The organism is Candidatus Nitrosotenuis cloacae, assembly GCF_000955905.1.
GTDB classification, from domain to species: domain Archaea; phylum Thermoproteota; class Nitrososphaeria; order Nitrososphaerales; family Nitrosopumilaceae; genus Nitrosotenuis; species Nitrosotenuis cloacae.
Genome location: NZ_CP011097.1, coordinates 1140293 through 1160321 on the forward strand (window position 1 = coordinate 1140293; position 20029 = coordinate 1160321).

30 protein-coding genes and 1 tRNA gene are annotated in these 20029 nt (G+C 41.6%); 20 read left to right on the forward strand and 11 right to left on the reverse strand.

Annotation, left to right across the window (positions count from 1 at the left end; translation table 11 throughout):
* The first annotated feature begins 18 nt into the window (after nucleotides 1-18).
* Complete coding sequence (locus SU86_RS06500) at nucleotides 19-519, forward strand: Lrp/AsnC family transcriptional regulator (RefSeq protein ID WP_048188378.1); 501 nt, start codon at nucleotides 19-21, stop codon at nucleotides 517-519.
* Here SU86_RS06500 and SU86_RS06505 read toward each other — a convergent pair.
* Genes SU86_RS06505 through SU86_RS06515 form a run of 3 tightly spaced genes read right to left on the reverse strand, consistent with a single transcriptional unit; the run spans nucleotide 508 to nucleotide 2938 of the window.
* Complete coding sequence (locus SU86_RS06505) at nucleotides 508-1260, reverse strand: response regulator (protein WP_048188381.1); 753 nt, start codon at nucleotides 1258-1260, stop codon at nucleotides 508-510. The two genes, SU86_RS06500 and SU86_RS06505, sit on opposite strands and share 12 nt — an antisense overlap.
* Before the next feature lie 57 nt (nucleotides 1261-1317).
* Nucleotides 1318-2304: an inorganic phosphate transporter gene (locus SU86_RS06510; RefSeq protein WP_048188383.1), complete on the reverse strand. Its 987-nt coding sequence runs from the start codon at nucleotides 2302-2304 to the stop codon at nucleotides 1318-1320.
* Between the two features lies 1 nt (nucleotide 2305).
* Complete coding sequence (locus tag SU86_RS06515; RefSeq protein ID WP_048188385.1) at nucleotides 2306-2938, reverse strand: DUF47 domain-containing protein; 633 nt, start codon at nucleotides 2936-2938, stop codon at nucleotides 2306-2308.
* 126 nt (nucleotides 2939-3064) lie between these two features.
* Here SU86_RS06515 and SU86_RS06520 point away from each other — a divergent pair, with 126 nt between their 5' ends.
* A complete protein-coding gene (locus SU86_RS06520) occupies nucleotides 3065-3403 on the forward strand; it encodes a P-II family nitrogen regulator (RefSeq protein WP_048188387.1) in 339 nt (112 codons plus the stop codon).
* Here the strand turns inward: SU86_RS06520 and SU86_RS06525 are convergent.
* Together SU86_RS06525 and SU86_RS06530 are read right to left on the reverse strand one after the other, a co-directional pair.
* Nucleotides 3400-3954: a P-II family nitrogen regulator gene (locus SU86_RS06525; protein ID WP_048188389.1), complete on the reverse strand. Its 555-nt coding sequence runs from the start codon at nucleotides 3952-3954 to the stop codon at nucleotides 3400-3402. The genes SU86_RS06520 and SU86_RS06525 overlap by 4 nt on opposite strands.
* Before the next feature lie 2 nt (nucleotides 3955-3956).
* On the reverse strand, nucleotides 3957-5006 hold the full coding sequence (locus SU86_RS06530; RefSeq protein WP_048188391.1) for an alcohol dehydrogenase: 1050 nt from the start codon (nucleotides 5004-5006) through the stop codon (nucleotides 3957-3959).
* Nucleotides 5007-5104: 98 nt separating this feature from the next.
* On the opposite strand from SU86_RS06530, the gene SU86_RS06535 reads away from it, so the two are divergent.
* The 8 genes from SU86_RS06535 to SU86_RS06570 all read left to right on the forward strand — a co-directional run bounded on the left by SU86_RS06535 (nucleotide 5105) and on the right by SU86_RS06570 (nucleotide 9423).
* Nucleotides 5105-5779 carry a chromosome segregation protein ScpA gene (locus SU86_RS06535; RefSeq protein WP_048188393.1) on the forward strand — a complete coding sequence of 225 codons (675 nt, stop codon included), beginning with the start codon at nucleotides 5105-5107 and terminating at the stop codon, nucleotides 5777-5779.
* Nucleotides 5776-6330 (forward strand): SMC-Scp complex subunit ScpB, encoded by a 555-nt coding sequence (scpB, locus tag SU86_RS06540; protein ID WP_048188395.1) that lies wholly within the window; start codon nucleotides 5776-5778, stop codon nucleotides 6328-6330. Before SU86_RS06535 ends, scpB begins: the two co-directional genes overlap by 4 nt.
* A gap of 54 nt (nucleotides 6331-6384) precedes the next feature.
* Nucleotides 6385-6765, forward strand: a complete 381-nt coding sequence (locus SU86_RS06545) for a 30S ribosomal protein S8e (RefSeq protein WP_048188398.1) — start codon at nucleotides 6385-6387, stop codon at nucleotides 6763-6765.
* Nucleotides 6766-6769: 4 nt separating this feature from the next.
* A complete protein-coding gene (locus tag SU86_RS06550; RefSeq protein WP_048188400.1) occupies nucleotides 6770-7069 on the forward strand; it encodes a signal recognition particle subunit SRP19/SEC65 family protein in 300 nt (99 codons plus the stop codon).
* A 74-nt stretch (nucleotides 7070-7143) separates the two neighbouring features.
* Nucleotides 7144-7410: an H/ACA ribonucleoprotein complex subunit GAR1 gene (locus SU86_RS06555; protein WP_148550834.1), complete on the forward strand. Its 267-nt coding sequence runs from the start codon at nucleotides 7144-7146 to the stop codon at nucleotides 7408-7410.
* A complete protein-coding gene (locus tag SU86_RS06560; protein WP_048188402.1) occupies nucleotides 7407-8366 on the forward strand; it encodes a transcription initiation factor IIB in 960 nt (319 codons plus the stop codon). Before SU86_RS06555 ends, SU86_RS06560 begins: the two co-directional genes overlap by 4 nt.
* 82 nt (nucleotides 8367-8448) lie before the next feature.
* Nucleotides 8449-9213, forward strand: coding sequence for a Fe-S cluster assembly ATPase SufC (sufC, locus tag SU86_RS06565; protein ID WP_048188404.1), 765 nt, complete (start codon nucleotides 8449-8451; stop codon nucleotides 9211-9213).
* A complete protein-coding gene (locus tag SU86_RS06570; protein ID WP_048188405.1) occupies nucleotides 9214-9423 on the forward strand; it encodes a DUF167 domain-containing protein in 210 nt (69 codons plus the stop codon). It abuts the gene before it with no gap.
* Here the strand turns inward: SU86_RS06570 and SU86_RS06575 are convergent.
* Complete coding sequence (locus tag SU86_RS06575; protein ID WP_052755577.1) at nucleotides 9416-10174, reverse strand: tetratricopeptide repeat protein; 759 nt, start codon at nucleotides 10172-10174, stop codon at nucleotides 9416-9418. The two genes, SU86_RS06570 and SU86_RS06575, sit on opposite strands and share 8 nt — an antisense overlap.
* 9 nt (nucleotides 10175-10183) lie before the next feature.
* Nucleotides 10184-10393: a hypothetical protein gene (locus tag SU86_RS06580; RefSeq protein WP_048188408.1), complete on the reverse strand. Its 210-nt coding sequence runs from the start codon at nucleotides 10391-10393 to the stop codon at nucleotides 10184-10186.
* A gap of 92 nt (nucleotides 10394-10485) precedes the next feature.
* Between SU86_RS06580 and SU86_RS06585 the strand changes: the two genes are divergently transcribed.
* The 4 genes from SU86_RS06585 (at nucleotide 10486) to SU86_RS06600 (ending at nucleotide 13401) form a co-directional block, all read left to right on the forward strand.
* Entirely contained in the window at nucleotides 10486-11154 is a 669-nt protein-coding gene (locus SU86_RS06585) for a chlorite dismutase family protein (RefSeq protein ID WP_048188410.1), read from the forward strand.
* 71 nt (nucleotides 11155-11225) lie between these two features.
* On the forward strand, nucleotides 11226-12218 hold the full coding sequence (locus SU86_RS06590) for an aldo/keto reductase (protein WP_048188412.1): 993 nt from the start codon (nucleotides 11226-11228) through the stop codon (nucleotides 12216-12218).
* Between the two features lie 85 nt (nucleotides 12219-12303).
* Nucleotides 12304-12603, forward strand: coding sequence for a hypothetical protein (locus tag SU86_RS06595; protein WP_048188414.1), 300 nt, complete (start codon nucleotides 12304-12306; stop codon nucleotides 12601-12603).
* Between the two features lie 6 nt (nucleotides 12604-12609).
* Nucleotides 12610-13401: a hypothetical protein gene (locus SU86_RS06600; RefSeq protein ID WP_048188416.1), complete on the forward strand. Its 792-nt coding sequence runs from the start codon at nucleotides 12610-12612 to the stop codon at nucleotides 13399-13401.
* Here SU86_RS06600 and ahbA read toward each other — a convergent pair.
* Complete coding sequence (ahbA, locus tag SU86_RS06605) at nucleotides 13391-14404, reverse strand: siroheme decarboxylase subunit alpha (RefSeq protein WP_048188418.1); 1014 nt, start codon at nucleotides 14402-14404, stop codon at nucleotides 13391-13393. The genes SU86_RS06600 and ahbA overlap by 11 nt on opposite strands.
* 85 nt (nucleotides 14405-14489) lie before the next feature.
* On the opposite strand from ahbA, the gene SU86_RS06610 reads away from it, so the two are divergent.
* From SU86_RS06610 to SU86_RS06625, 4 genes are read left to right on the forward strand one after another with little or no spacing between them, the layout of a single operon-like run.
* A complete protein-coding gene (locus SU86_RS06610) occupies nucleotides 14490-15143 on the forward strand; it encodes a precorrin-2 dehydrogenase/sirohydrochlorin ferrochelatase family protein (RefSeq protein WP_048189321.1) in 654 nt (217 codons plus the stop codon).
* Nucleotides 15140-16393, forward strand: a complete 1254-nt coding sequence (gene hemA / locus SU86_RS06615; protein WP_048188420.1) for a glutamyl-tRNA reductase — start codon at nucleotides 15140-15142, stop codon at nucleotides 16391-16393. The genes SU86_RS06610 and hemA overlap by 4 nt, the downstream gene beginning before the upstream one ends.
* A 42-nt stretch (nucleotides 16394-16435) precedes the next feature.
* Nucleotides 16436-17419, forward strand: coding sequence for a porphobilinogen synthase (gene hemB, locus SU86_RS06620; protein ID WP_048188422.1), 984 nt, complete (start codon nucleotides 16436-16438; stop codon nucleotides 17417-17419).
* Nucleotides 17416-17727, forward strand: coding sequence for a hypothetical protein (locus SU86_RS06625; protein ID WP_048188424.1), 312 nt, complete (start codon nucleotides 17416-17418; stop codon nucleotides 17725-17727). Before hemB ends, SU86_RS06625 begins: the two co-directional genes overlap by 4 nt.
* Here the strand turns inward: SU86_RS06625 and SU86_RS06630 are convergent.
* Entirely contained in the window at nucleotides 17724-18344 is a 621-nt protein-coding gene (locus SU86_RS06630) for an HD domain-containing protein (RefSeq protein WP_048189322.1), read from the reverse strand. The genes SU86_RS06625 and SU86_RS06630 overlap by 4 nt on opposite strands.
* Nucleotides 18345-18408: 64 nt before the next feature.
* On the opposite strand from SU86_RS06630, the gene SU86_RS09390 reads away from it, so the two are divergent.
* Nucleotides 18409-18945, forward strand: coding sequence for a GNAT family N-acetyltransferase (locus SU86_RS09390; RefSeq protein ID WP_052755583.1), 537 nt, complete (start codon nucleotides 18409-18411; stop codon nucleotides 18943-18945).
* Here SU86_RS09390 and SU86_RS06640 read toward each other — a convergent pair.
* The gene (locus SU86_RS06640; protein ID WP_048188426.1) at nucleotides 18940-19560 is read right to left on the reverse strand and encodes a hypothetical protein; all 621 of its coding nucleotides are present in this window, start codon (nucleotides 19558-19560) and stop codon (nucleotides 18940-18942) included. The two genes, SU86_RS09390 and SU86_RS06640, sit on opposite strands and share 6 nt — an antisense overlap.
* A 164-nt stretch (nucleotides 19561-19724) precedes the next feature.
* Between SU86_RS06640 and SU86_RS10115 the strand changes: the two genes are divergently transcribed.
* Entirely contained in the window at nucleotides 19725-19847 is a 123-nt protein-coding gene (locus SU86_RS10115; protein ID WP_256363743.1) for a hypothetical protein, read from the forward strand.
* A gap of 14 nt (nucleotides 19848-19861) precedes the next feature.
* Here the strand turns inward: SU86_RS10115 and SU86_RS06645 are convergent.
* Nucleotides 19862-19962: transfer RNA gene (locus SU86_RS06645), tRNA-Leu, on the reverse strand.
* Between the last annotated feature and the right edge of the window lie 67 nt (nucleotides 19963-20029).

The window sequence follows — 20029 nt, forward strand, 5'->3', positions numbered from 1 at the left end:
TGTTTTCCACGTATTGTGATGAGTGGGGAAGCATGGTCGAACTTGGACAAAGTAGACCAAAAAATTATTGAGATACTGAACACCAATGCTCGCACTCCCTCAAAAGACATTGCCGTAGAATTAAGAAAGTCAGGCCACGACGTCTCAGATAGGACAATTCGAAAAAGAATCGAACGACTGGAAAAATCAGGAATCATCAAAGGCTACAAAGCAGTACTATCCGATGTTGCAGAATCCAATGAGCATGAGGCAGTATTCCTAAAATTCAAGGCAACAAAGTCACTAGAAACCCTAAAAGAGTCGGTCCGTGAACATGTGGCTTCTTTACCATATTATTTGATGATTGCAAACATGGACAGTGAATGGAATATGCTAGCCATTCTAAAAGTAGAGCGAGGCCTCAAAAACCCATCATCTAAAATCATAGAGCGATTTTCAGAGGACATAATTGATTACAGAATCACAAAGATTGATTTCAAAAATGTGAATATCGTAAATATGGCACTTTTACTTCTTTGACAAAGAAAATTCAGATTCTGCAGTAGCTAGCGCATCTTTGATCTCTTTTATGGTAAATGGCTTTTGAATAAAGGCCAAAACGCCTGAGCTAATAGTGTCCTTAACGCGCTTTGTTGTCTTTTCATCTGCGGTAATTAGGATGATTTGGGCATCTGGCTTTTCTGATAGTATCTTGTTTGCAATGATATCGCCGTTTGTGTCAGGCAGACTCATATCAAGCAGGATGATCGGATTTGACTTGAGCATCTTTTTGCATCCTGCCAGTCCATCATTTCCGGTATAATACGAGTGGATGTTTGTGTGGCCCAAATTATTCAGATAGCCCTCAATCTTTAGGACGATTGCCTTGGAGTCATCAACTATTATGATTGGCCTCGTTTCCGATACGGTTTCTTCTAATGAGTGCTCTTTTGATTTCTCAAATGCATCCTTTGCGTTGTCATATTTTCCCGCCTTGAGAAAACATTTTGCTGCGCACAAAAACGCCGACTTGGCTGCATAGTTTTTCTCTTTTTTTGCATGCGCAAAGAAAAGCTTGCCGGCCTCTATTGCTTCATTTGATGAATCTTTGTTTTGTCGGTTTTTGCATTCGGATGCCAGAATCAAAGACAACGCCGCCTTGACGGGGTCAGACTTTTTTATGGAATCGGCAATGCTGGTTAGCATGTTGTATGCTGCCATGTTCTGATTGTTTCTAAGATGCATTAGTGCCAAATCAAAGTCAGGCTTTTTTGTTGCCATGAGGAATTCTTGGTGGAATTATTCTAATATACTAGGTGTTGAAGCAAAAAAACACATTCAGACAAAAAGTTTGATCAACCACATGGCAGCATATGCCATGCCAGCGCTTGCCGGAATTGTGATTATCCAAGCCCAGACAATTCTTTTTCCTATTCCCCACCTAACTGCAGTGAGTCTTCTAACAGAGCCTGCACCCATTATAGAGCCAGAGATTCCATGTGTGGTGCTAGCAGGAATTCCTGCATGCGCCAAAACTGCCAGAATTGTTGCACCTCCAGTCTCTGCGGCAAATCCTTGGTATGGCTTTAGTTGGGTGATTTTTACTGCCATTGTTTTTACTATTCTCCATCCTCCAAAGAAGGTTCCAAGTCCTATTGCAGCTGCTGCCATCACTATGACATAGAATGGAACCTCAAAGCTTGATGTTATTCCCTCGGTAAGTAAGATCAATGCAATTATTCCCATTGTCTTTTGTCCATCGTTTGCCCCATGAGTCAGTGAGAAATACGTAGAGGATACCAGTTGTAGTCTTCCAAACACAGAGTTGACTTTGCCAGGCTTTCTTTTTGCAAATGCTGTAATTATTATGGTTGCAATGCCGAATGCAACAATAAACCCAACCACTGGCGAGACCACTATGCCAATTGCGACCTTTTGCAGCCCATCAAATAGGATGGCATGTGTGCCAACCCCCGCAATTCCCGCACCAATTATTCCGCCAATCAAAGCATGACTGCTAGATGAGGGAAATCCCCATAGCCAGGTGATTAGATTCCAGATGATTGCGCCAACCAGTGCACCAATCACGATATGGATTGTGACAAAGTCAGGATTTATGATGCCCTTGCCAACTGTGGTTGCCACTGCGACTCCAAACAAAAACGGCCCAATAAAATTTGCAGCGGCTGCAAGACTTACTGCCTGGAGTGGTTTTAGGATTCTGGTTCCAACTACGGTTGCAATAGAGTTTGCCGCATCATGGAAACCATTGATAAAATCAAAAAATAGTGCTGCCAGTATTGCGGCTATTGCAAGCTCGTACATATCACGTATATTTTAGAACAATGTCTTCAATTACATCTGCAACATCAAGACACCTATCTGATGCTGATTCTATTGCCTCATAGATGTCCTTTAGTTTTATTATGGTGATTGCATCGTTTTTCTCAAACAATTCTCCAACTGCTGTTCTGTACAGATCATCGATGTTGTGCTCAATGTCGCTAATTTTTCTGCAATGATCAATTAGTGATTTATCCACCTTGACTGTTTTGAGTCTAGAGATCAACAGCTCGACTTCCTTAATTGCATTTAGCAGCTCTTTTGCTATATCTAGCATGTATGGTGGGGTAGATGTCACATGATAGCTCTTGATCCTGCCTGCAATTCCTTCGATATAGTCAATCACATCATCTGTCTTTGATGCGATTCTTTGAATGTCCTCTCTGTCCAAAGGAGTAATGAATGTCTTGTTTAACTCTGCAAAAATAGAACGGGTAAGCTCGTCTGCTTCGCGCTCTAGTTTTTTTATCTCTTCTTGGTAATGCGAGGACTTGTCCATGTTTGCCAGCAGATTTACCAGCTGCTCGGCAGTCTCTTTTGCTTTGATTGCTAAATTATCTAGAATTGTGAGAATTTCCTTTTCATTTGATTTTACCCATGATAGCCATTGACCCATGTTTGGACTCGAGATTATGGTGATTAAAGTGTGTTCTACATGTTCTATAGTCTGCTATATAGATGAAGATCGCACTTACGATCAGCAACAAAATAGTTTTTTTATCATGCAAAAAACCAAAAAGCCATGAAACGTATCGAGGCGATCATACCATCAAATCGTCTCAACCTAATAGTTGCGGCAATCGAGGAGATGGGTGTTAGTGGAATCACCACAATAGAATCAAAGGGTAGAGGAAAGGCAGCCCGTCCTTCACTTAGGAGCTCACGCGGGACCAGCACCCAGATTGCAGAATACAACAGTTTGATTACCATAATCACAATAGTTGAGGATTCTCGAGTTGATCAGATCATTGGTACAATCTTGAATGTGGCAAGCACTGGCTCTAGTGGGGATGGAAAAATATTCATCTCATCAGTTGATGATATAATAGATATCCAAACCAAGAAAAAAGACATCGTCTAGAATTTTATTGGATTTAGATCGTAGACTGATTTTTTTGTTTTCTGCTGTAATGTCGGCAGATATTCTAGAATGCAGAAATTAACAAAGTCGCTAAATGACTTTATTTTGTAGTTTTCTTGGAGCGATTGTTTGTTTTGCTCATAGAACTCTTCGACCTTTGTGAGTGTGAATTTTTGCAGTGGTACCAGCCTGCTTCGTCTTGTTTGAGGGATGGTGGGCTCTAGTTCTTTTTGTCCTTCCAGTGTTTGCATGTCTACAATTTCTGTCATCTCGGAGACAAAGATCTTGCCGCCATCTGATGGCTTGATCCCAGAAGATTGGGAGATTATTCGAATTACCTTGTTTGCATCCACATCTGGGACGACAAGCTCGACTTTAATTAACGGGATGCTCTTTAGGTTGGTACTTCCAATCTTTGAGCCTTTTTGGCTATCAAATATGTCATTGTTGGAGATTTCGTGCTTTGCTATCAGAAATGTGCCTACCTTGGAGAGTTTGTCTTTTAGTGTGACAAAGTTTTGCGAGCGGATTATTGCCTCGATTTTCTTCATTTCTACGGATTGATTATTGCGCGTCCCAGAATTTTGCGTGACTTGAGGTCCTCTAGTGCAGTGTTTGCATCAGATAGTGAGTATCGTTTTGATACGATGGGATTAATCACGCCTCTTTTTGCCAAATTCAAAAGCTCAATCATGTCGTTATAGTTGCCAGTGTATGCGCCCTGTATCGTTATTGCCTTTAGTGGAATTGATACCAATGACAAATCAATAGAGCCTCCAAACAGACCCACCAGTGTCATTATTCCTCGCTTGCGAATCACTGCAAGGCCCATCTTTACCGTTGGTGGTGCATTTACAAAGTCAATTACACAGTCTGCACCCTTGCCATTACATAATGACATGATTTTTTGGACTGCGTCGGGATCTTTGGAATTCACCATGTGGTCTGCGCCAAGCTCCTTTGCAGCCTGAAGTTTTGCATCATCAATATCAACAATTATGATGTTTGCGTTTGTGATTGCCCTTGCAATCTGGACGCCCATCAAGCCCAATCCACCTGCGCCAAAAATCACCATGTTGTGCTGAGAGGTGGCATTTGATTTTTTGACTGCAGTATATGCCGTAAGACCAGAGCATGCCAATGAGGCTGCGCCATCCAGATCAATTCCTGTGACTTTGGCTAAAAACTTGAAGTGTGGTACCAGCGCATATTCCGCATAACCACCATTTTGAAAAACACCCATAGAGCGAGGCGCGTCACATAAATTGTCATTTCCCACGCGGCATGCAACGCAGTTTCCGCATCCAATCCACGGATAAACCAAGACATTATCGCCAACTGCGATTCCCTGAACGGATGAGCCTATCTCTGATACGGTTCCTACAATTTCATGCCCCGGTATGACTGGGAATTTTACGCCCCTATCAGTTACCTTCATGAATCCATCACCAGTGTCATATCCACCTTCCCAGAGGTGCAAATCAGAATGGCAAACGCCCACTGCCTTTACCTTTACTAGTACTTCGTTGTCTTTTGGGTGTGGTGTTGGAACATCGGATATTTCCAGTGCCTTTTGTGGTTCCATGATTCGGGCTGCTTTCATCAGATCAGAGCAACCACACTTACAATATAAGAGTTGACAGAGCGTGGCAAAAAAGTAGAGCCTTCAAGTATTAGTAGATAGGACGAGAACTTTGCTTGTTGAGTGAAAGCCAAGTAGACAACATTGCTCAGGCACCAGTAAACATTTTGTTTAATCCCAACACGGTGATAAAAAAAGACGTCTGGGAGATTAACATCGTCCAGATTCTAGAGATACTAATCAAAATTCTCAAAAAGGCTGGCAAAAAAGACCTGCGAGTAGCAGGAATGGCTGCCCTTTCCTCCTCACTAATCCACAGAATGAAAGTAGAGCGAATATTTGCACTGCAAAAAGCGGCAATGGAAAAAAAGCCACTAAATCAAAGGTCAGACATCGACATTCAGTTACTGAACATTCCGTACCGCCACGAATCCACATATCCAGTTACATTAGAAGAGCTAATGGATCTACTGGAGAATCTAATCGGTACAATTGCAAACCCAAGATCACGCAAGGGCGGTCAGTTAAGATTTGAGCCAGTAGAGGTTCCGGACTTTAAGGAATATTTTGTATCACTTGAGAGCATAATTGGAAAATACGAGGAGTTGATCTTGCGCAAACTAGATGTGCAAGGATTTGGTTTTTTGCAGGCAATAATTGCAGACTTGGATTCGACTGATTCTATTAGGTGCTTTTTTGCCATCCTGTTTTTGGCTCGAGACCAAAAAGTCGACTTGGAGCAAGTAGATGAAGACATCAAAATCACCATACTGCGGGAGAACCTTGGGGCATGAAGGTAGAGGACGACAATGAGGCAACCTCAAGACTGGAGGCAGCACTATATTCTGCTGGCAGGCCGCTTAGTGTTGAGGAGCTAATCAAGGCATCAGGCACGGAATCCAGGACAAAGACGCTTGCCATCATATCAGCAATAGAAAAAAAGACAAAGTCAGCATTTAGGGCAATAGAGATAGCCACACTCCCAGACGGCTCATACGTGATGCAGCTAAAACCAGAGATGAACGATACTGTGCGCAAGTTCGCATCCCGCCCAATTCTTGCCAAGGCAACACTCAAGACATTATCATATATTGCATACATGCAGCCAATCTCCTCAAAACACCTAGTCGAAACAAGGGGAAGCGGTGTATACTCTCATCTCAAAGAACTAGAGCAACTTGACTTTATCTCTCACCAAAATGTCGGAAGGCTCAAAATATTCACCACCACTTCCAAGTTCCAGAAATATTTTGGAATCAGTGGAGACACGGACATTCTAAAACAAATCCTGTTCAAAAAGCGTAAAACCACACCATCACCGCAAACAATAACTCAGCAAGCCTGATTTTATGCGCCAGACTGGCGTTGTGTATAAATTAGAGTTATTCAAAGCCAACCTGTGAAACTATCAGTTGAGAATCTTGCAACAAGCAAGATAACAGGCGGAAGACGAGTACCACTAAAGACCAGACGAAAATATGACATGGACCGATTTCCAAACGAGGCAGTAAGCGGCCCTCAAGTAACTGTAACAAGACAGGTTCGCGCAAACCACACAAAGACAGGCCTCAAAACAATTGATACTGTTAACCTTGCAATTGCTGGCGGCAAAGTAAAAAAGACAAAAATTCTCAAGGTTTTAGAAAACGCAACAAACAGCGACTATCAAAGACGCGGCGTAATATCAAAGGGCGCAATTTTAGAAACAGAAGACGGAAAATGCCGAGTTGTGTCAAGACCTGGACAGCAAGGCCAAGTAAATGCGATTTTGATAAAGTGATTAAATGAAAGATTACGAACATGTCGTAATCTGGCTGGATTATTTTAACAAAAACCTGACAATACGTGCAGGTAGACGACTGCCAAAGGAAAAGTGTATTTTTGATCCTTCGCTAAAAGAGCTGCAAGACGCTGCAACCGATGCTGGACTGCAAATAAAGGAATCAAACGACAAGGCAAGATTCCCTAGAAGAGCGTTTGTCAGATCAGGATACATCAGCGTACCAAAGACAACCCCCAAGGGAAAGATTCTGGAAAAAATTTCAGCCAAGATGGTTTCAAAAAGAGCAAAACAATCAAAATAAGATCGACCCTAGCTACTAGCTAAAGTAAAGTTGACAGAAGTCTATGATTAGCAGAGAATCATTTTTGTAAATAATTGCAGGAGGTAGGGGAAATCATACACTTAGCCAATAGTGGCCGAGTCATTATACGACTCAGAAGACCACTAGAAGAAGGCGACTACATTTGTGACGACTCTGGCAGAAGAATTGGCAGAGTCACAGAACTAATTGGCCCTGTGGCAGCCCCATTTGCGTCTGCCATATCTCTGACAAACAACATCAAAAAGTATGTCGGGTCTAATGTGTACTTCCTTGAGGAACCTGTGATGAAGCGAAACAAATCAAGGAGATATAGAAGATGAACATAACAGAACTAGAAACATGCTGCCCAGAATGCAAATCATCTTTAGTAGATGACATTCACAGTGGCGAGCGAATCTGTTCCATGTGCGGAATTGTCGTCATGGAACAGCTGGCAGACTATGGCCCAGAATCAAGAAGCTCAAGCCTTGAAGAAAAAACAAAGCTCACGCGCGCAAGCGGTCAGACAACTTTTTCACAACACGACCTTGGTATCGCAACAGAGATATCCATTTCCACAAAGGACTTTTCTGGAAAAACAATCAACTACCAAGTTGCAAATCAGATGCACAGCCTTCGAAAGTGGCAGCAACGAGTACGGATCTCATCCCCAAGGGAGAGAAGACTTGCAAATGTGCTATCCATGATAGGAAGCACATGTCAAGGACTGTCACTCTCAAGTAATGTCTTGGAGACTGCATCAATGATTTATCGCAATCTGGATTCCAAGATGGAAGTCAAAGGAAAATCTGTTGCATGTATTGCAGCTGCCGTAATTTACATGGCATGTAAGCAATGCGATGTCGTCAGATCTCTGGACGAGATCTGCAGTGGAACTGGCTCAAACAAGGACCTCAAGATGAGGACCAAGTTGTCGGCAAAATACTACCGCATGCTAGTCATGGAGCTAGGCTCTATCACAGCACCAGTCATAACCATGGACAAGTACATCTCCAAAATCTCGAATCTGACCAGCACGGATGTTCGAGTGGAGAGACTTGCTTTGGAAATAGCTGAAAAGACAAAAGACAAAAACGTAGCAGACGGCAAGGCTCCAAACGGAATTGCCGCAGCTTATCTGTATATTGCATCCATACTATTGGGGCAAAATGTCTTGCAGCGAGACGTATCTAGTGTGGCCGGAGTAACCGAGGTCACCATTAGAAACAGGTGCAAAGAGATTCTTTCAGGATACAAGCTAAACCTGACACTAAGACCAAGTTTTGCCAAAAACTAACTCTTTTTCTTTTTTGTTTTTTGTGATTAGGATCAGCTAAAATTCGTCGGGGTTATATACAGAAACAAAACATTGCGACAATATGGCAGTCCTAGAAATCAAAGACTTGCACGTACAAAGAGAGGGAAAGCAGATTCTCAAGGGAGTCAACCTCAAGACAGGCCCAGGTGAGGTCCATGCCATCATGGGCCCAAACGGATCAGGCAAGTCCACACTAGCATACACCCTACTAGGACATCCAAAATATGAGGTGACTCAGGGAAAAATTATCTTTGATGGAGAGGATGTTACCGAAGCATCAACTGATGAGCGGGCAAAAAAAGGACTCTTCCTTGGATTCCAGTACCCAACAGAAGTTTCTGGCGTAGGTTATTCTCATTTTCTTAGAACATCATACAATGCTTTATCCAAATCATTGCAAAGCAGCAACAGAGAAGTGTTCATCACAGTAAGAGAATTTCAAAATTATCTAAAGAAAAATCTGCAGACAGTCGGGCTGCGAGATGACTTTTTGGGTCGATACCTAAATGAGGGATTTTCTGGCGGTGAGAAGAAACGCTCCGAAGTACTACAGATGGCAGTGTTAAAGCCAAAGGTCTCAATACTAGACGAGCCAGACTCGGGCCTTGACATTGATGCAGTACAGGCAGTGGCAAAGGCAATCAATGATGTTTCCACTCCAGATGCAACTATCATAGTGATTACGCATTATGCAAGAATTCTGAACTTTCTCAAAAAGCTGGATTATGTGCATGTGTTTGCACATGGCAAGGTGCTCAAGTCAGGCAATGCAAGCCTTGCACAAGAACTAGAACAGAAAGGCTATGACTGGATCGTCAATGCATAGTTGCAGTATCATATTCTAGTAGAATTTCATAGGGATTTTGTTTTTGTGGATGGAAATCAGATCACAGTTGGTGTAAAATCAAAGCCGGTTGGAGGTGAGGCAAACTATGAAATCATCAAAAAGCTGGCAAAACACTTTGGTGTTTCTTCTGCGAATGTAATTATAAAATCTGGTCACAAATCAAGCAAGAAAATCATTGAAATCATCTAAGCCTAGAATTCAGTTTTTGCTGGTGTTCCTTTTCTCGTCGCTCCAAGTCCTCATATTCCACCATGCAGTAATAATCAAAAATTTTCATCTTTTTTGCTTTGGCCTCTGACACATATCGTATAATGTCCGATACCAGCATTCCTTGGGCTGCTAAAAATGCCTCATCTTCTTTTCCGAGTCTTTGATATGCTTCGGATTTTGCAGATGCCGCATCACTTAGCTTTTCTTGTTTTTGTACATCATCATAGTATGATATGGATTCATCATATTTTCCCAAAAACGAAAGTGTCAGGGCCTTGTTGAGAAGCGATGTGATGTTGTTTGGCTCCACTCTTAGTGCCATGGAGTAATAGTTTAGGGCATCAGTGTGTTTTCCCACCTCGTTGCAGGCCAGGCCTTTGCTGTTTAGGGCCCAAGTGTGTGTTGGGTTTTTTATCAGCAGTTTATCACAATACGGAATTATCTGATCATGCCTTCCAAGTCTTTCCAGTGCCAGAATTTTGTTTTTGAGTGCATACTCGTCAAACTCGTTTAAGTCAAGCACTGCGTCACAGCACGACAATACTTGATCAAATTTGCCCAGATTCAAAAATGCAGTTGCCATGTTTTGCAAAGCAACCATATCTTTTGGATCAGAGTCAAGCATCTTTTGACAAAACGACACGATCTCATCCCATTGCTTATCGGAATGAAGTTTTTTGATTACATCGATCGGATTTCCAATATACGCCAATATGGTACAATCAGCCAAGGACACACATTAAGATTTCAAAATTAGGCGCTTGCCTTGCTTGAGTTTTTCATGTATTTCTATTACAAAATGAAACACTATCACTTTGGCAAACACCACACCGGAAATCAGTGCAATTGTTGTCTGTCCCAAATACAGTAAATATGCCGTAACGCCAGCTGCCGTCATTACTTCTAGTGCTGTACAGGTACAAAACCAGAGTAGTTTTTCCCTTTTCATCATATCATATAGGTCAGGATTTCAATTAAAGATTCATCCAGATTGTGATTTTCTAAATTATCGTTAAATATGGTAAGCCAAAAACAAAAGCAATGTCAGAGAATAGAATGTTTTTCAACTTTTCATTTTTTAAGATAGACCCAAAGTGGCGCTGGATGGCAGATCTAGCAAAGGAAGAATCAGCCAAGGAAATAGAGCAGGTAATTAGAAACTCCAAGATAAAGTGTAGAACATATTCTACACTGGGTCTAAGAGACGATGCCGAGTTTTTGCTCTGGTTTGCATCCGAATCAGTAGAAGAGATTCAGAGTGTCATCTCTAAAATATACAGTACTGTCTTTGGCAAATACATCATACCATCTCATGTGTATCTATCATCCACAAGGCCATCCATTTACGCAAAGACTGGCAAAGCACTATCGTTTGTTGCAGGAGAAGAACCAAAGAAATACACCGTTGTATACCCATTCATCAAGACAAGGGACTGGTATCTTTTGCCACTAGAGCAGAGAAAAAAAATGATGGATGAGCACATTGAGGTAGGTCACAAGTTTCCTCAGGTCTCACTAAACACAACATACTCGTTTGGAATTCATGATGAGGACTTTATGCTGGCCTTTGAATCAGATGATCTTCATGCATTTCAGGATTTGATAATGGAGCTTAGAGAGACACAGGTCTCCAAGTATATTGAAAAAGACACTCCGATGATTGTGTGCGTCAAAAAAGACATCATTCCCCTGATTGCAAGCTTGGGCTAGTGTAGTCTCAGGACTGCAAATCTAGGATAGACATAAATCCAAATTCATAGCCGAAAAATCCAGATCATACCTTGAAATATCGAACACTAGGAAAAAGCGGAATCAAAGTATCTGAGATAGGATTTGGTGCATGGACTATAGCCTTGGACTGGTGGGGCAAAAAAATCGAAGACGATGAAGCCAGAAGAATGCTCAAGCGAGCATATGATCTTGGGATTAATCTCTTTGAGACTGGTGATATGTACGGAAAAGGCAAAAGTGAGAAGCTAATCGGCGAGGTATTTCGAGGAATGCGGGATGATATTGTGATTTCCACAAAGTATGGCTACGAGTTTGAGGGCGCAGCCCAGATAGGCCACTCGGAGCTGCCACAGAGATTTGACCCATTATTCACAGAGCATGCCTTGAAAAATAGCTTGGCAAGGCTGCAAACAGATCATATCGATGTTTACGGATTGCACAATCCAAAAATGTACCACATACAGGACGATGTCATTTTTAATACTTTGGATAAAAAAATCAACGAAGGTGTAATTGGCACATACCAAATAGCACTGGGTCCGGCAATAGGCTGGACCAAAGAGGGACTAGCTGCAATGGAGCGCAAAAACGTCTCTGCCGTCCAGACAGTGTATAACATTTTGGAGCAGACACCGGGCAATGAGCTAATTGATACCGCAATGCAAAAGGACGTGGGAATTTTAGTGCGAGTCCCAGATGCATCGGGAATTCTAACAGGAAAGGTAAAGGCAGACACCAAAATAGACGAAAAGGATCACCGCTCAGTTAGACGTGGGGAGTGGGTAAAGGCAGCCCTAGACAAAGTAGAGCAGCTACGACCAATTGCCGATAGGAATAATCTGAATATTACTGAGCTTGCAATCAAGTTCATCTTATCAAAGGAATCAATATCATCGGTGTTTCCAACCGTGATTAGCATAGAGGAAATAGAGCAGTTTGCCGCAATGTCGGATGGAAACTATCTTCCGCACAATGACATGTCAGAGATTGCAAGAATCTATTCCAGCTGGCCGTCATACGAGCTAAAGGCAACCGTGGCATAATACTGCCATTTTGGAATCACATTCAGAGATCAACTTCCGACTTTCTTATATTATATTATTATACTCAGATTAATTAGGAGACTAATTGGCAAGCTTTAGTGTGCACCCAGAAGATAACATAGACAAGGCGTTTTTGGCCTTTTGTATAGAAATTGTTCTACTAAGGATGGGCATGCCACAATATGAGAAGGTAGTCTCCAAGCTGGAAAAAGACTACAAAACACACATACCGGAATGCGACAAAAACCCAGAGGCACTCAAGCGAGTCCTCCAGGAGATTTTTGGCGATGCATACGGGGATATTCTAAACGAGATAAAAGAGGAGATAGGCGATGTTGGGTCCAAAAAATACTACACAGACTTTATTTTTGCAATGACAAAATAGATTCTGATGCAGATTTCACAGAAATGGGCATTGGGCTCATCAATGATTCTGATGGGAGTTGTGTTTTTGGCTGCCAATGTTTTGCAGCAAGAAGACTATCCAATCATACCAGACAGCATCTATCCGACAGACATTTTCTTTGTTGCAGTATCACCGATTGTAATTGTTTTTTCCGCCATACTGGTTGCAAGGCACGGTATGACAGGTAATCACTCCAAGGCGTGGATTTTGTTCTTGGCAGGCTCGATATCGTGGTACATGGCAGACCTAACATATTACTATAATTCCGAATACATTACACAAAACAACAACTCGTATCTGGTTGACTATCTGTATTACTTGAGTTATTTTCTGTATTTTGGATTCATGTTATTTTATGTAAAGCCAAGAAAAAACAAGATCACAAAAAGAATCATCATACTAGGCGTGATAATCTCTGCAAGTTTTATTGCACCAAGCACGTATTTTATTTTGCAAAAACCAACCACAGACAATGCAGAAACCGGAATTAACATGGTTTATCCGTTTTTGGATGCAATGGTCTTTGTTCCGGCATTTGTTGCAACAGTTTTGTTTTTCAGAGGCGAGGTGAATTTTCTGTGGATTACAATAACCCTTGGAGTGATCTGTATGGCAGTGGCAGACACGATATTTTTAGTGGAACGATGCCTTGAGATGTTCTCGCCTAGCAGCTTTGCGAATCTGTTTTTTGCATGGAAGTGGATTTTGTTTGCGTTTGGTGCGTATTCTCACATCAAAATATTTGGCGCCACAAAAAACGGCCTAATCAAGCAGTGATTGGATCTTCTATTGTGTATTGTCCTTCGGTGAAATACTCGACGCGTGTCTTTTTGAATTCGCGTGAGCTGAACAATATTTTGTAATCATCTACATTGATGTGTCCCTGGATGTCCTTTGCCATAGACTCGGCTTCTGCAATTGACTTGCAGTGCACCATTGAGAACACATTGTATGGCCAATCGGCATAGACAGGTCGTTGGTAGCAATGGCTGATTTGCGGAAATGCACCCAGTGTTTCTCCAACGGACTCGATTTTTTCCTCTGGGACGCGCCACACTATCATGCCGTTTGCGGTAAATCCCACGTCTCTGTGTCGTAGAATAGCGGCATAACGCCTCATCACACCAATGGATTCGTAGTAGTATAGTTTTTCAAAAACCTGCGCTTCACTCATTTTTAATGCCTGAGCTGCCGGAAGGAATGGCCTATCAATTACCTGCAGGTCTTTTTGCAATTGTCTGATGAATTCTTTATCGTCCTCATTTGGAGCAAACTTTACCTCGTTGATCTTTTTCTTTTCCTCAGTTGGGGCTATCTCTTTTTTTTTCTCATCAATCATGTCTAGTTTGACGCCGATTTTGAACAGCTTAATCGTAGGTAATAGTCGGATTTTTAAAATTCCTGGTAGCTTTCCAAACTTGTCCACCTCGGTTTTCAGATCCGTTCCGGGTGGTGTTGCTAGTGTGAACCACAAGTTGTACTCGTGGTTTCGCTCGTAATTATGCGATACTCCGGGATGTCGGTTGATTTGATTTGCAACATAGTCTAGTTTTTCTGGCGTTACTGCCATCGCAACAAGTGAGCTCTTGTATCCAAGTCGTCTAGTATCAAAGATTGCGGAGAGTTGTCGGAGAACTCCGCTGGATTTCAGTTGAGTGATTCTGTTTTTCATTTCATCATTTGATATGTGGAATTTATCTGCAAGAGACTTGTATGGTTCGGCTACCAAAGGAAAGGACCACTGGATTTCATTTAGGATTTCTTTGTCTAGTGCATCCATTGTATTTTCTAGAATCCCAATTTTGATTAAAAACCTAGCGAGAAACGAACAATCCTATAAATACAATTTCACATCTGCCCTGATCGTGATTGTTGACCTAAACCTAAAGGACAAACTAGTCATAGTTGTTGGAGCCGGTGGCGAGGGTCTAAAAAAAGTAAACTCGCTACTAACACAAGACTGCCAGATTTTGGTAATATCTGATAGTACAAATGCACAAATCCAAAAGTTGGTAAAGCAAGGCAAAATAGAATTCAAAAAAATAAAGCTGGAAAATGCAAACTTCCTAAACGACTATGAACCAATATTGGTAATGGCGGCAACCGATGATAAAGAACTAAACCGAAATATCTCAACATATGCAAAGAAAAAGCGATGTTATGCATATGCCGCAGATGACCCGGAGTTCTCTGACTTTGCACACCCATCAGTCATTAACATACAGGATACTGTCCAGATAGCAATCTCAACTGGTGGACGATCACCCGCAATGGCTCGCAAGCTCAAACTAAAGGCGGAAAAAATCTTTAATGAAATCATAAACAAAGAGGACATTTACCAAATAAAGCTACAAAAAATTGCGCGCGATGCCGCAAAGTCCAAAATAGGAACCGTCCTTGAGCGAAAAAAATTCCTATATTCAGTTTTGAATAATTCCAAGATAAAACAGTTATTAAAAGACGATAATTTTCCAAGTGCACAAAGAGAAGTAATGAGGATGCTTGGCGAGTGGAAATGAGCAATATCATCAATGCCCGTGTAACGTTTAGGAACTCCCCAATTCATGTTTTGGAAAAATTCACATTCAAAGATCTAGATTCTGCTTACGAGTCATTCAGAAAACACTCTGGCCTAAAGGAGCTAGTCATTTTACAGACTTGCAATAGAGTGGAGATCTTTGGCTCTACCGACAAGCCAAGCATGCAAAAAATAAAGAAAACTTGGGCTTCACTTGCTGGACTAGAAGAGATGGCATTCAAGGAAAACTTTGAGGTATCAGAAGACACTGAAGTATGCGAGCACTTGCTTAGACTAACATCGGGGCTGGACTCCATGGTAGTGGGAGAAGAACAGATTTTGGGCCAAGTAAAGGACGCCATCATACAAGCAAAGGAGATGAGAGCCTCAGGTGAATACCTCAACACACTATTTGATAAGGCAGTAAAGATTGGAACGCGTGTTAGAAACTCGACTGGCATAAACAAGGGAACCATCTCGGTTGGTTCCATGGCAGTAAAACTGGCAGAGGAAAACATTGATGATCTAAAATCAAAAAAGATCCTGCTAATTGGTACAGGTGAGGCAGCCACACTTGTTGCAAAGTCGCTGGAAAAGCGAGACTATCATTTTTACGTGACGAGTCGCACCATGGAACGCTCAAAGGCATTTGCAGAAACAGTTGGCGGCGAGCCGATTGGGTTTGAAGAAATAATGAAGGGGTTCTCAAACTATGATGTCTTGTTTGTGGCAACGGTTGCGCCATACTTTTTGGTTACATTTGATAGGATCAAAGATGCAATGAAAAGCAAGAAAGACGGCATGATGATACTGGACTTATCAAATCCCAGAACAGTCGATGAAAAAGTTGCCACCATTCATGGAATAAAGATGATGAATCTGGACCAAATAGCAGAAATGGTCGACAAGAACATGCGATACCGCACAAACCAGAAAAACAGTGCAGAAAAAATAATTAGTGAAGAGATACAGGTACTAGAAGCCCACATGAAAAGACTCGAAATAGAACCAGTTGTCAAAGAAATCTTCAAGGATATTGATGTAAGACGCTCAAAGGAGCTGGAAAAAGCACTACGCATGTTAGGTGAAACAGACGAGTCCAAGGTAAAGATTATCGATGATCTGACAAAGGCAATAGTGGAGGGAATCATCTCGACTCCAATGAACAACCTAAGAAAAGCATCCGAACAATCAAATGACGACCTACTAAAGGCTGCAACCAAACTCTTTGATTACAAGAAAAAAGAATAACTCTCTGCCTAGAATTATATTGAAATAAACCAGATTTTGCTCATGTCTGCATCATTTCCCGCACGACGACTGCGAAGGCTGCGCAAAAACGAAAAGATGCGAAACCTTGTCCAAGAAGTTTTGTTCTCTACAAATGATTTGATCTGCCCTGTCTTTGTGCAAGAGGATCTAAAAGAAAGAAGCTTTGTCAAATCCATGCCAGATATTGTAAGATTGCCATTATCAGAGGTAACAAACGAAGTCCAAGAGATCAAAGACCTAAAGATCCCTGCGATTATGCTGTTTGGTATACCCTCACGCAAAGACGATGCGGGAACTGGCGCATTTGTGGATGACGGCATTGTACAAAAAGCAATCACACATGTGAGAAAAAACTTTGGAGAAAATATAGTGATAATGGCAGACGTTTGTTTGTGTCAATACACATCATCTGGCCATTGTGGAATACTGAAAGGAAACACAATAGACAATGACACCAGCTTGGAAACTCTGGCAAATGTTGCACTATCCCAGGCAAAGGCCGGAGTTGACATAGTATCACCGTCTGCAATGATGGACGGTCAGGTAAAGGCAATCAGGCATATTTTAGATGAAAACGGATTCACAGATGTTGGCATAATGTCGCATTCTGCAAAGCACAGATCCTCATTTTACAATCCATTCCGTGATGCCGCAGACTGTGCACCACAATTTGGGGATAGAAAGACATACCAGGTTCCATTTACCAATCCGCGCGAGGCAATGCGAGAAATAGAATCAGACATTGCCGAAGGAGTTGATATTGTGATGGTAAAGCCCGCCTTGGCATATTTGGACTTGATTGCAGAGACCAAAAAAAGCCACAACATCCCAGTTTCTGCATATTCCGTTTCTGGTGAATATGCCCTGGTTAAGGGAGCTGCCCAGCTAGGCTGGATAAACGAGACAGACATCATGTCGGAGATTTTGTATTCTATCAAAAGGGCAGGCGCAGACATGATAGTTACCTATTTTGCCAAAAAGATGGCAGCACACTTGAACAAATGAGAGACGACGAGCGATTTGAGATAGAGCGCGCGTATGATTTGTTGCCTCATGTTATAGGTGCAAGCTTGGCATGTGTGTGGTTTAGGACAAACGGTATCAAAAAGCCGAATGAGGACGAGTTCCGCAAAAAGACAGTCGAGTTTTTCGCCATTCTATCAGGTATTGAGTCATCATATCCAGATGAGGAAAAATTTTCTGAGATAAGATCATACATGAAAAACCGCTACAACCAAGAAATTGAAAAGATAATTCAGGGCAAAAACCCAGAGATTGAAAAAAGATACAAGCGATACGTCGATTACGGTTAGATCTCGCCTTTTAGCTCAGAGAGAAATTTTGTCATTAGTTTGGTTCTTTTTTTGGCCAAAGATTTGGCAAACTTTGTGTTCATCTTTTTCTCAAGTAATAGTAATTTTTTATAAAAATGATCAACTGTCCAGGAATGATCATTTGGTTTTCTGATACGACAGAAAGGATCCACATCATTGTAGATTGGCCTAGACTCAGAGCCACCTACGGAAAATGTCCTAGCTATTCCTATTGCACCCAACGCATCCAATCTGTCGGCATCTTGTAGGATTTTACCTTCTATTGTTTGTGGGGTTTTGCCGCGCGAAAAACTATGATCACGTATTGCATCAGATATGATTTGAATTTCAGACTCTGCAAATCCATGTTTTTTTAGGGTTTTTTGTGCCAAAACAGCGCTCTTTATTGATGCGGTCTTGGAGCGAGGATCCGACTTTGGAAACTGGACTAAATCATGTAATAGTACGGCGGCAAGGACAAGTCTTGTGTCGGCTTTTTCATGCTTTGCTATTTTTTGCGCATTCTTGTAGACCCTCATTACATGTGAATAGTCATGCGCGGGATCGGACTGGATCATTTTTGCAACTTCATTGTGTAATGATTTGAGCGAGTTCACACTGGTGTGCTGGTGTAATGATTCTACAAATAGCTTTTTGTGTCGTGTATGATTCCCAAAACTAGTGATTCTCAAAAAATACAAGATCTTTGACAAGACCATAATTCTGAGATATCCAAGATCATCAGATGCCCAAGATCTGATGAATCTGATAAACTCCCTAGTAAAAGAAGGTGCAGACATTGCAAAATCCAAGCCAGTCACCATCCAAGAGGAAAAACTCTGGCTCAAAGACACCATCACATCCATCAAAAACAAAGAAAAGATCATCATACTAGCCGAAATGGACAGCGTTTGTGTTGGCAGTTGTGAGGTAACCAAAGACACCTATGATGTGTCAAGGCACGTTGGAACACTAGGCATTGGCATAATAAAACAAGCCAGAGGAATCGGAATCGGCACCACCCTAATCAAAACAACGTTAGACGAGGCAAAGAAAAAGCTTGGACTGGAACTAGTAAAATTGTACGTGTTTGATTCCAATAACATAGGAAGGAGTATCTATGTAGAATTGGGATTCAAAGAAATAGGCAGAATCCCAAAAGGCGTCTACCACAATAAAAAATACAAAGACGACATCATAATGGCAAAAACACTATAGCTTCCAGAATCTGGGTTTGACAAAGCGTATTTTTTTCTCAGATATCAGTACATTCCAATTTATGGATGCAAAAAGAATCATCATCCCAATACTTGCCACATCCACTACCAAAACTCCCACATAGCGCTCCTCAAACATGGTCAAAAACGGTGTCAATACCACATCGCTTACCGATAGCATCACAAGATATGCCACAAAGCGTCCTAGCCAATATCCACAGTAAATCTGGAGGTTCTTTGCTCTCATGAGGCCATACGTGATGAATAAGATATTGTCAGGTAATGGAGTAGCGGCAAACACAAATGATGTACCAAAATAGCCTAGCTTTTTTGATTGTAAAAAATTCTGGATTTTGTCCAGGCTGGACTTGCGCTCCTCGCTCAGAAACTTGGTAAAATAGCTGCTTGCCTTGAGCAAAACAAACCGTCCAAGAGTGGCAGCGCTTGCACCAATCAATGCCAATGCAAGTGGATTTAGTGTTGGGTCTAGCGCCCTAAATGAAACCAAGACAATCCAGGTTGGGGGCATCAGAATTGGTGCCAGATTCAAAATAAACATCAAAACAAAGATTCCAAAGTACCATAACTGGTAAAAAACGGCAAAGATCTCCTCCATAGAGTAATGGTTTTGCGCCTTGACTAAATTGGTTTGTGCCTGTATGATACAGAATTACAGATTTGTCACCAAATATTGGAATAATTTCTGATTTTGATCAGGTTTTGAGAAATTGTGGATCAAACATCCAATATCTTTAAATTTTACAAAACCACTATTATCCCATGAGTGCCAGGGCTTGGAAGTGTTATAGGTGTAACCTAATTTTCCGAGACGAATCTTCGGCACAACTACACAAGGAATTATCAAAGCATACCATCAACTCTGCCGAGATAGTCGAAGCATAATTTTATTAAAAAAGTGCAGAGGGTGGGATTTGAACCCACGAACCCCTAAAGGAAGGGATATCTTATTGTAAAGATCTTGAGTCCCTCTCGGTTGGCCGGGCTTCGATACCTCTGCAAGAGCATTTTTCAAATCTGAGTATATAACTGCTCTAGCTGCTTTGGTGAGATGATCACACATCACA

Excerpts from the sequence above, each read along its gene's own strand:
- SU86_RS06530 (WP_048188391.1), bottom strand. The coding sequence starts at position 5,006 with ATGAAAGCAGCCCGAATCATGGAACCACAAAAGGCACTGGAAATATCC.
- SU86_RS06640 (WP_048188426.1), bottom strand. The coding sequence starts at position 19,560 with ATGGAGGAGATCTTTGCCGTTTTTTACCAGTTATGGTACTTTGGAATC.
- SU86_RS06500 (WP_048188378.1), top strand. The coding sequence starts at position 19 with ATGAGTGGGGAAGCATGGTCGAACTTGGACAAAGTAGACCAAAAAATT.
- SU86_RS06525 (WP_048188389.1), bottom strand. The coding sequence starts at position 3,954 with ATGAAGAAAATCGAGGCAATAATCCGCTCGCAAAACTTTGTCACACTA.
- SU86_RS06550 (WP_048188400.1), top strand. The coding sequence starts at position 6,770 with ATGAAAGATTACGAACATGTCGTAATCTGGCTGGATTATTTTAACAAA.
- SU86_RS06600 (WP_048188416.1), top strand. The coding sequence starts at position 12,610 with ATGCAGATTTCACAGAAATGGGCATTGGGCTCATCAATGATTCTGATG.
- SU86_RS06515 (WP_048188385.1), bottom strand. The coding sequence starts at position 2,938 with ATGGGTCAATGGCTATCATGGGTAAAATCAAATGAAAAGGAAATTCTC.
- SU86_RS06560 (WP_048188402.1), top strand. The coding sequence starts at position 7,407 with ATGAACATAACAGAACTAGAAACATGCTGCCCAGAATGCAAATCATCT.
- ahbA (WP_048188418.1), bottom strand. The coding sequence starts at position 14,404 with ATGGATGCACTAGACAAAGAAATCCTAAATGAAATCCAGTGGTCCTTT.
- SU86_RS06625 (WP_048188424.1), top strand. The coding sequence starts at position 17,416 with ATGAGAGACGACGAGCGATTTGAGATAGAGCGCGCGTATGATTTGTTG.
- SU86_RS06580 (WP_048188408.1), bottom strand. The coding sequence starts at position 10,393 with ATGAAAAGGGAAAAACTACTCTGGTTTTGTACCTGTACAGCACTAGAA.
- hemB (WP_048188422.1), top strand. The coding sequence starts at position 16,436 with ATGTCTGCATCATTTCCCGCACGACGACTGCGAAGGCTGCGCAAAAAC.
- scpB (WP_048188395.1), top strand. The coding sequence starts at position 5,776 with ATGAAGGTAGAGGACGACAATGAGGCAACCTCAAGACTGGAGGCAGCA.
- SU86_RS06585 (WP_048188410.1), top strand. The coding sequence starts at position 10,486 with ATGTCAGAGAATAGAATGTTTTTCAACTTTTCATTTTTTAAGATAGAC.
- SU86_RS06505 (WP_048188381.1), bottom strand. The coding sequence starts at position 1,260 with ATGGCAACAAAAAAGCCTGACTTTGATTTGGCACTAATGCATCTTAGA.
- hemA (WP_048188420.1), top strand. The coding sequence starts at position 15,140 with ATGAGCAATATCATCAATGCCCGTGTAACGTTTAGGAACTCCCCAATT.
- SU86_RS06520 (WP_048188387.1), top strand. The coding sequence starts at position 3,065 with ATGAAACGTATCGAGGCGATCATACCATCAAATCGTCTCAACCTAATA.
- sufC (WP_048188404.1), top strand. The coding sequence starts at position 8,449 with ATGGCAGTCCTAGAAATCAAAGACTTGCACGTACAAAGAGAGGGAAAG.
- SU86_RS10115 (WP_256363743.1), top strand. The coding sequence starts at position 19,725 with ATGAGTGCCAGGGCTTGGAAGTGTTATAGGTGTAACCTAATTTTCCGA.
- SU86_RS06510 (WP_048188383.1), bottom strand. The coding sequence starts at position 2,304 with ATGTACGAGCTTGCAATAGCCGCAATACTGGCAGCACTATTTTTTGAT.